The 9270-nt window shown below is 38.0% G+C and carries 6 protein-coding genes; 5 read left to right on the top strand and 1 reads right to left on the bottom strand.

What is annotated here, in order from left to right; genetic code table 11:
- The first annotated feature begins 94 nt into the window (after positions 1 to 94).
- From GVN22_RS18430 to GVN22_RS18420, 3 genes are read left to right on the top strand one after another with little or no spacing between them, the layout of a single operon-like run.
- Positions 95 to 382: an antibiotic biosynthesis monooxygenase gene (locus GVN22_RS18430; RefSeq protein WP_166552478.1), complete on the top strand. Its 288-nt coding sequence runs from the start codon at positions 95 to 97 to the stop codon at positions 380 to 382.
- 30 nt (positions 383 to 412) lie between these two features.
- Complete coding sequence (locus GVN22_RS18425) at positions 413 to 1549, top strand: FAD-dependent monooxygenase (RefSeq protein ID WP_166552477.1); 1137 nt, start codon at positions 413 to 415, stop codon at positions 1547 to 1549.
- Between the two features lie 51 nt (positions 1550 to 1600).
- Positions 1601 to 2554, top strand: a complete 954-nt coding sequence (locus GVN22_RS18420; RefSeq protein WP_166552476.1) for a fumarylacetoacetate hydrolase family protein — start codon at positions 1601 to 1603, stop codon at positions 2552 to 2554.
- 75 nt (positions 2555 to 2629) lie between these two features.
- On the opposite strand, the gene GVN22_RS18415 is transcribed toward GVN22_RS18420, so the two are convergent.
- Positions 2630 to 4828, bottom strand: coding sequence for an alpha-galactosidase (locus GVN22_RS18415; protein ID WP_166552475.1), 2199 nt, complete (start codon positions 4826 to 4828; stop codon positions 2630 to 2632).
- 460 nt (positions 4829 to 5288) lie between these two features.
- Between GVN22_RS18415 and GVN22_RS18410 the strand changes: the two genes are divergently transcribed.
- Together GVN22_RS18410 and GVN22_RS28440 are read left to right on the top strand one after the other, a co-directional pair.
- The gene (locus tag GVN22_RS18410) at positions 5289 to 8843 is read left to right on the top strand and encodes a M12 family metallo-peptidase (protein WP_166552474.1); all 3555 of its coding nucleotides are present in this window, start codon (positions 5289 to 5291) and stop codon (positions 8841 to 8843) included.
- 177 nt (positions 8844 to 9020) lie between these two features.
- Complete coding sequence (locus GVN22_RS28440) at positions 9021 to 9233, top strand: T9SS type A sorting domain-containing protein (RefSeq protein WP_370520440.1); 213 nt, start codon at positions 9021 to 9023, stop codon at positions 9231 to 9233.
- Positions 9234 to 9270 lie beyond the last annotated feature (37 nt).

The raw sequence follows: 9270 nt of genomic DNA, 5'->3' as shown, positions 1-9270 counted from the left end.
TACTTTTTCCAGTTTTAGATTTTGAAGTTGCCATCATTAGTTGATTTTTGAGGGCAACCTATTTTAGGCAAGGACAACTCCAAACTATACAATCATGACTCTCGAACTAGCAACTATTGATATAAAAGAAGGCGAAAATATTGCCTTTGAAGCTGCCTTAGAGCAGGCCAAATTGGTAATTGCTCAGGCAACTGGGTTTATCAATATTACTGTACAAAAATGTGTGGAGCAAAACAATCGTTATATTCTGCTAATTCATTGGCAAACGCTTGAAGACCACACGGTTGGCTTTCGAGAGTCAGCACTATTTACGCAATGGCGAACCTTGATTGGTCCTTTTTTCGAAACACCGCCTTTTGTCCAACATTACCACATTATCTAAACTTCTGATAACTAGAAAATTAAGACTCAAATGACACAGGTAAAAAAGATTTTAGTTGTAGGTGGTGGAATCGGCGGACAATCCGTTGCTATTGCCTTAAAAAAAGCTGGATACGAGCCCGAAATTGTTGAAATACACCAAGAATTCAATGTTTATGGTGTTGGTATTATTCAACAAGCCAATGCCCTTCGTGCTCTGGATGCAATTGGCGTGGCTAATGAGGCTATTCGCCGTGGTTCGCCTTATGGGAAAGTCAAACTTTGTATTCCTACAGGTCAACAGATTGGTGAGGCTGGGACACCTCCGATTGGACATTTCCCTAGTCATAATGGAATTTCAAGAAAAATTTTACATGATATTTTGTTCGATGAAGCGCAGAAAACTGGGGTAAAATATCGCATGGGCTTAACCATCGAAACGATTAATAACCATGAAAATGGAGTCGATGTGACCTTTACAGATGGGACTTCGGGCTCGTATGATATTTTGATTGCTGCCGATGGAATCAATTCTAAAGTTCGAAAAATGGTCTTTGGCGAATACAAACCTACTTATGTAGGCTTGTCGGTTTGGCGTTATGCTTTTCCTCGTCCCAAAGATTTGGATACAGGGTATATCTATTTTGGAAAACACAGTAAAATTGGAATTATCCCAATGACTGCCGAAAGTTGTTATATTTTCCTCAATTCAGCAGAAGGAGACAATCCCTTGATTCCTGAAAATCAATTAGTTGAAAAGTTGAAATCTTATATGAGAGCATTTCCTGTATCCATGGTTCAGGAGCTAGTAGAACAAGTGACAGATGCTAAATTGGTCAACTATCGCACGCTCGAAACCTTAAAAATGACTGAGCCTTGGTATAAAAATCGGGTGATCGTTATTGGTGATGCCGCTCATGCTACCATTCCTCAACTGGGGTCAGGCGCAGCACTAGCCATAGAAGATGCCGTAGTGTTGACTGAAGAGTTACAAAAATCAAACTCAGTCAACGATGCTTTTGCCAATTTTATGAACCGTCGTTTACAACGTTGTCAGATGGTTGTTGAAGCATCTGAAACACTGGGTCAATGGGAGGTGTTGGAATACTCAGGACAAAGTTTGCCTGAAGGTGCCAACATGGGTATGCTTATGGGCAAAACTACCATGGCGCTTACGGCTGAAATATAATATCGAATAGGAAGGTCGAATCCTTTCACACATTCAAAAAATACTTTGTATATGAAACTTGTTACATTTCTCAATAAAGAAAAGGAAAGTCGTATAGGATGGTTAGTTGGAGACTCCATAGTTGATATGCAACTGGCAAGCCCTGCTTTGCCTACCGATATGCTTACTTTTATCGACCATCACGAACAGTATTTCGAAATCATCAAAGCGCTTGGAGAGGTTGAGCCTCATTATTCTTTGAGCGACGTAAAGCTATTGGCGCCTTTGCCCAACCCTCGTAGTTTTAGAGATTATATTGGTTTTGAGATGCACATGCAAAATGCTTCTCGTTCATTTGGACACAAAATCGGGCCTGCTTGGTATGATATGCCTATTTTTTATTTTACCAATCACCAAGCTATCTATGGTCCTGAGGACGACATTCAGCGTCCTGTCAAAGAAACCAAATTGGATATTGAGTTAGAAATGGCCTGTATTATTGGTAAAAAAGGAAAAGATCTCAAAGCGTCCGAAGCTCGTCCTTATATTTTTGGATACACCATTTTTAATGATTGGACTGCCCGTGCGATTCAGAAAGTAGAAATGGAGATTCCTTTAGGGCCACACAAAGGAAAGGACTTTGCCAATGCCATTGGTCCTTGCATCGTAACAGCCGATGAAATGGAGCAATATCGTATTCCATTTGATGAAACAGTTTTTACCGATCCAATTAGCATACCCAAAGTAGCAGGAGATAGACTCAATGTCAGAATGACCTCTCGTATCAATGGTCAAACCGTATGTGATGGTAATTACAAAACCGTATATTATAATTTTGAACAAATGATAGAACGTGCCTCCGAAAATAACGTAACCTTGATGCCAGGGGATATTCTAGGCTCAGGGACTTTAGGGTGGGGTAGTTTGATTGAAAATACCTTCAGCGTTCACCGTCCCCTCGAACCAGGAGACGTAGTAGAATTAGAAATTGAAGGAATTGGTATTTTGAGGAATAGCGTTATTTAGGAGGGGTAAGGCAAAAAGGCACTAGGCATTAGTAAATACTGATCCCTGTTGCCTTTTTGCCTCACCCCTATTTAACTATATTGCCCCTATCTCCAAAATCACACTACTTCTTCCGCTGTTTACTTCAGGATTATAACCCACTGTCATCAAATAACTGCCACTGTATTCGGCGTTGCTATTTAGGCTTGACTTTTGGTTACCAAACAAATTGATTTCCTGAATTCTATATTTTTTATTGGGGTCTAAACCCTTCAATACAACAGGTTTGGGACTGGCTGTAGACTCATAACGATTACTTACAAAATAGTTGAACATCACCGCTTGATTTTTGTCAGTCGAAACATACATTAATGAAGCAAAATCATGAGTGTATGGATCAACCAAACGATATTGGTCACCTTGTAAAATGGCAGGCTTAAGCTTGTTATAATTTTGAATCGCTGTTTGAGCAAACTGCAATTCTTCAGCTTTGAGGTGTTCTACCACAATATCAAAGCCCATTTTTCCCATCATAGCCACATCAATTCTAAATTTCAAAGGCTGTTTTCCCCAGTCTGTTACGTGATTACAAGTCGCAATTGCTGGAAAGTAATATGAGTAGTTCCATTGAATAAAAATACGCTCAAGTGGCTCGGTATTGTCACTTGGCCAAAACTCTGTAAAGTATTTCAAAGCCTCATAGTCTACACGACCGCCACCGCCCGAACAGAGCATCATAGGTACTTTGGGATATTTAGCACGGATTCTTTCTAAAACACTATAAAGTCCTCGGATATAGTCGACATAAAATTTGCTTTGTGATTGACCTTGCGATTGTAAAAAGGCAGAGTTAGCATTGAAAATCACTGCATTACAATCCCATTTGATAAAAGCCAAAGCTGGATTTTTAGTAAATAAATTATCTACAACACCAAACACATAGTCCTGCACCTTAGGATTTGCCAAATCCAATACCAATTGATTACGGAAATAATGTTCGGGCCTTTGTACCTGCTTTACGACCCAATCAGGATGTTTTTCGTACAATTCACTTTTGGGATTTACCATTTCTGGCTCAAGCCAAATACCAAATTTGATACCTGTATTTTGGGCTTCTTTAATCAAATAACCCAATCCATCGGGTAGCTTTTTTCTGTTTTCTTCCCAATCTCCCAAACCGGCATTATCTCCGTTTCGAGGATATTTATTGGCAAACCAGCCATCATCCAACAAAAACATATCGACGCCTAACTTTTTACCATCTTTAAAAAGATTAGTTAATTTGCTTTGGTCAAAATCAAAATAAGTCGCTTCCCAGTTATTTAACAAAGTCAGACGATCGCCTGTACCGTCTAAAATACGGTATTTTCTTGCCCAATTATGGAAGTTTCTACTTGCTAATCCTTTACCATGTTGTGACAACGTATAAATAAGAGAGGGAGTTTTAAAACTGGCATTACTTGCCAAAGGATACGCCGAAGCATGGGGGTTGATTCCTGCAATTAGGCGCAAATTATGTAAAGGGTCTAATTCAAACTCTATTTTGAAATTGCCAGACCAACCCAAATTTCCTAGCAAAACCTCACCTTCATCTTCTGCTGAGGCCTTGTTGAGCGCAATCGTAAAAGTGGGAGGTTCAAACAAATTGGTTCGAGTGCCTAATTTTGAATCTAGCACTTTTATACCACCCGTTAGCTCCATTTCTTTAGGACGCATTTCTTGTGCCCAGTTGCCATAATAGTTAGTCAGATAAAACTTTTCCGCATTGAGATATAAGTTTGCCGATGCATATTTCTGCAACGTGATAGTACCTTTTTCAAGATTTTTAATCTCTGTCCATTGCTCAATTACATCTTCTTGGATATATGTTTTGTAGAAAAGCTTTACTTCTGTCTGGTACACAGGGTCTTTGAGCAAAATAGTGGTTAGCGACACATTTTCACTTTCTTTCTGCTCCTGAACACTTTGAAACAGTAATTCGGTAGAGATATTACCGTCGGCGTGAGTGATACTGATGGCAGGCTCAAACATACTCCAAGAACCGCTGGGCGTGTAAACGGCATTACAAATACCCGAATTATCATCGGTAGATTTACTTGGGGTAGGAATCCATTTTGCTTCCTCTTTATTTTGGAGTTTTTTGCCAAAATAGATGGTTCGAAGACGTTTATTCTCGTCTGATTTGAGGATTAATGAATTAGATTTTGTCTCAATTTGTACAATTGTAGCTTGTTGGGCGTACAACTGCGGAGCTACCCACAGACAAAGAATCCATAGTAAAGGTTTGCGTTTCATTATGTTTAGGGGGATTTTATAATAATCCTCGAAAACTAAGATGTTTTTCTGAAATCTGTATCATTTTCTGTAAATCCATCAGATAGATAATAAAATTGTATTCATCTGCTATAGGCTATAAACCGTAGGCTTTAGGAAGAAAAACTGCTACTTTTATACAAGAAATGTTTTACCGAAAACACAATGTTTACATTCAATTTTCCCTCTAACTTAAGCAATCTCGCAAAATTAATGTGAAGGAATTACTGAGATAAAATATTGGTAATCATAAAATTATACTCAAAACTTATCACTCATCATTCAGCACTTTTACTTCACTTGGGTAATTTTTAAAATTATCTTTAGTAGACTTTTGATTTTACTAAATAAAAAATATTTTTGTATAGATATTTACAGGTTTTACTCAAAAAAATTATCAGACTTTCTCATTTTCTTTGTCTAAACAATTTCAAATTACCCTATGAAAAAAACGTTTCTACTCCTAATGGGTTTTATGATGACCTTCCAGTTTTGTTTAGGTCAGTTGTTAACCGAACCTAACAAGCCTAGTGTTGCCTGTGGCACAGATGAATCAAAAATATCTGCTGAAAACCTAGCCTTTATCCAGAATGCTCAAAAGTATATCAATCAAAAGAGAGCCAGTCGTACAACTGTCAGCCCTGGGAGGGTTGCCCGAATTGCCATAGAGGTGGATTATCCAACCTATCAATTATACAATGGTGATACCAATTTGATTAAGAAAGAGGCTATCTTACAAATTAGTCAGGTATCAAAAGTGTATGAAAGAGACATGAATATTAAGCTGGTGGTCACGTGTTTTAACTTTTGGACCACAGCTCAGTCTGACCCTTACTTTGACACCTCTGATATTTATACAATGTTGGATAGGCTTTATTATAATTGGAACCCTTCCAATATCAATGGAAAGCTTTACAAGCTTAGAAAGCAGTATGATAAAGTAATATATCTGACGGCGAAATCCTTTTCTGGTGCAGGTGGGGTAGCTTATCTCGGAGGACGAGAGTCTGTTTGTCCATGGGGACTTGGCAACTTAAATGTTATTGCGCATGAGCTAGGACATAACTTTGGTTCGCCTCATACACAAAGCTGTTCATGGCCAGGAGGACCGATTGACTATTGTTATGCTGCTGAAGGCGCTTGTTATGAGAAATCTTTAGAAATTATTAAGGGTTCTATTATGAGTTATTGCCAAGCTAAAGATGAGTTTCATCCATTGTGCCAAGCAGTTATGGAACAACACGCATCTTCCAATATGCAAGAAATCACAGGTACGGTATCGAATGTGTTATTACCTAGTTTTTTTGCCATCAATACCAATCCATTTTTTGTGTGGGATGCCTCTATTATGGCAGACCAATATGTAGTTCAAGTAGCTTTAGATACTGATTTCAAGAAAGTTATTAGCCAAGATACTACCAATAGCTCTTATATTCAGTTAGCTAATTTGGAAGCACCAGCAAAATACTATTTAAGGGTAATGGCTACTAATAAACTGGGGAAATCTGGGTGGAGTAATGTTTGTACCTTAATTATAGCCGAAAACAGCCTGCTGCCACCAAGTACTAATGCGATGTCTTTTTATTGGACGACTTTTGATGCAGGGAAATTAAATACTATAAAAATTACACCAAGTGTTGGTGCTAAATCTTATGAGGTACAATTTGCCTATGTCCATGACAATACATTTTCAAACCCATGCTATAGTCTCACTTTTACTGGTAGTGAAAATAGCTTCTATATAGGCTCATTTTACTACAGAATGGGCTGGAGGATACGAGCCATTAACGAAACAACCAAAAGTGCTTGGTCAGATAGAAAAGTAATATTTGCACAAAGTTCCTACCAAAATCCTGTTACAACGCAGGTGTCTAATCCATCGATAGCACGAACGATTACCACCGACGAAGCATATACCGCTGGCGAATCAGTTGCCAAACTTTCAATTGTGAAAACAAACAGTCCCAACACCCTCGTTTACCAAAAGAAATATGCTCCTACTAGTATTGCTAACTATGGATACATTTACAAAATTCCAGCCTTAGAAAACAGTCAATCTTATACGGTAACCTACGAATTGTCGAGAGATAAAGAGAATCCTCTTAGTTTTTATCCCAAGGGTGTCCTCAATTCGAGAAGCGTTTCTTTCGTAAATAAAATAAGTAGCGTCGACAGCAACTTAGTCAAATACCAAGGATTTGATAATGAGCTAGCTATGCAGACATCTAATGCCAATGCGTATATGGCAACAAACCATTTGGCTTATTTATCTTATGGAGGGTTGGTATTGATTAATACACTTACTGGGCAAAAATTAGCGCTAAATAATAATACAAGTGGTGGGAGTGTTGGTGCTCGTGCCACAATCCTTTACGGTTCTAATAATCAAAACCAATCAGGAGTCATTACTCAAGTGAGTAAACGAATATCCTATCAAGGCTCCTTTCCAGCTAATGTCTATGCTTTGAATATTTTGGATAATACCACAGGCAATTTGGTAAGTTCAACCATACTCAATACCTCATCTGATTTTAATCCGATGTACTTAGATATTTCCAATAATTACCTTATGGGCACTTTAAGTAATGTAAGTGGCTTGGTATTTTATAAAATCTCAGGGAGTAATCTGAATCGAGCATTCAACATAGTACCTACATCAAGCGAGCAAGCTAGACTGGGCAATCTAGTTTGGAACAAAGATTATGTTTGGCAAGCCTATATATTTTCACAGACTAATAAAGCATCGCTGAAACGATTTAATACTAACGATGGAAGCTCGGTAGAATTTACAGGATCAACAATGCCCGAACTTACTGCTCCTTATATCACTACATTTTTGGATAGTAAAAACCGCTTGTGGGCTTCTAATACTAATGGAGTATTGATGTATGATGGAAATACTTGGAGCTTGAATAAAGCTAAAACAGGAAATATCATTTCTCCTCGACTTTTTGCAGAAAACAGTGCTGGAGATATTTTCGCCTGGGATTCAAACCGAATTTTACAATATACAGGAGGAGATTGGAAAATATTGGCAAATGTAGAGATCCAAGAAAGTGGTTTAAGAAAAATGTTGATTGATAATAATGGGTTATTTTGGTTTGCCTATGACGGCTATGTAGTGCGCTATAACACCTGTACAAATACGTTGAGCACTCCCTCTTTTAGCACTTCGAACAACGAAATAGAATATGGTCAGCAGGTATCTCTAAAAGCTGAAGGATGTACTCAAACTCAATGGAGCTGGAATAACAAAAAAGATACTGGAGCAAGTCTAACTTCAAGTAATCTACTTACTATCAATCCATTATCTACTACTACCTTCACAGCAAAATGTTATTTCGAAGGATGCTCAGGCACTCCAACTAACACCAATGTGACTGTAATACCTGTATTGCGATTAGATAGTTTATCAAAAGCTTGTTATAGTCAACCCATCAAAGTGTATGGTCGCATTTTGGGCGATATTGATGCAAACACTAGTTTTTCCCAAGTGATACAAGCCAATGGAAAGGACTATACGCTAAAGTCAACTCAACAAACTAACAGTAGTCAAACCGTCTGGCAATCTGAAACTAATAACATTTCAACAGGTACTTTCACGTTACGAATAGATGCTGGTACCACTAAAATGGCTTACAAGGATACGCTTAAGGGTACAATCTATGCTTTACCAGTGATTAAACTAGTGACTGATACCGCTTGTGTTGGTGAAACTCTTGCTTTTAAAGCAACGGGAGCCAAATCTTACGATTATACTTTTAATCAAAAGGTGTATGCCAATGCGAATGGTACGTTAGAAGTTCCAAACGCAACTTCTGCCATGAATCAACTTTTGATTAAAGTAAAAGGAACAGATGTAAATGGTTGTGCAAATCTGGATTCGGCTAAGGTGCTAGTCAACGACCTTCCCAACATAACAATAACAGCTCCAAATCAAGTTTATCAAACTCAAACACTTGAATTAAAGGCATCTGGTGCCAATAACTATGCTTAGACTGGTCCCGCTGGGTTTACTTCGTCAGTTCAGAATCCAAGTATTTCCTCCGTAGACTCCAAGTATTCAGGAACATATATCGTAAATGGTATTGATGAAAACGGTTGCTCTAATACTGCCAAAGTAACAATAGAAGTATTGCTTCCTTTGGGAATTGATGAGGGGATTAATTCACAAGTGAATGTATATCCCAATCCTTCGAGTGATAAAGTTACAGTAAAGGTTGATTACCAAGGAAATACGCAAATAAGACTAATAGATGCCTTTGGAAATGAGAAATATTCTGGGTCCTTCAAAGGTAGTATAGAAATTCCCATTCAACATTTTAGTGCTGGCATTTACTTCATACAACTCAATAATACCAATACTATCAAGTTGTTAATCCAGTAATTAAACATCATATTTTTCAGTAAAAGGGTTCTATAAG

This window comes from Cellulophaga sp. BC115SP, assembly GCF_009905545.1.
Taxonomy (GTDB): domain Bacteria; phylum Bacteroidota; class Bacteroidia; order Cytophagales; family Spirosomataceae; genus Flectobacillus; species Flectobacillus rivi.
This window is presented reverse-complemented; position numbering and strand designations above follow the sequence as displayed.

Excerpts from the sequence above, each read along its gene's own strand:
- GVN22_RS18420 (WP_166552476.1), top strand. The coding sequence starts at position 1,601 with ATGAAACTTGTTACATTTCTCAATAAAGAAAAGGAAAGTCGTATAGGA.
- GVN22_RS18410 (WP_166552474.1), top strand. The coding sequence starts at position 5,289 with ATGAAAAAAACGTTTCTACTCCTAATGGGTTTTATGATGACCTTCCAG.
- GVN22_RS18430 (WP_166552478.1), top strand. The coding sequence starts at position 95 with ATGACTCTCGAACTAGCAACTATTGATATAAAAGAAGGCGAAAATATT.
- GVN22_RS18415 (WP_166552475.1), bottom strand. The coding sequence starts at position 4,828 with ATGAAACGCAAACCTTTACTATGGATTCTTTGTCTGTGGGTAGCTCCG.
- GVN22_RS18425 (WP_166552477.1), top strand. The coding sequence starts at position 413 with ATGACACAGGTAAAAAAGATTTTAGTTGTAGGTGGTGGAATCGGCGGA.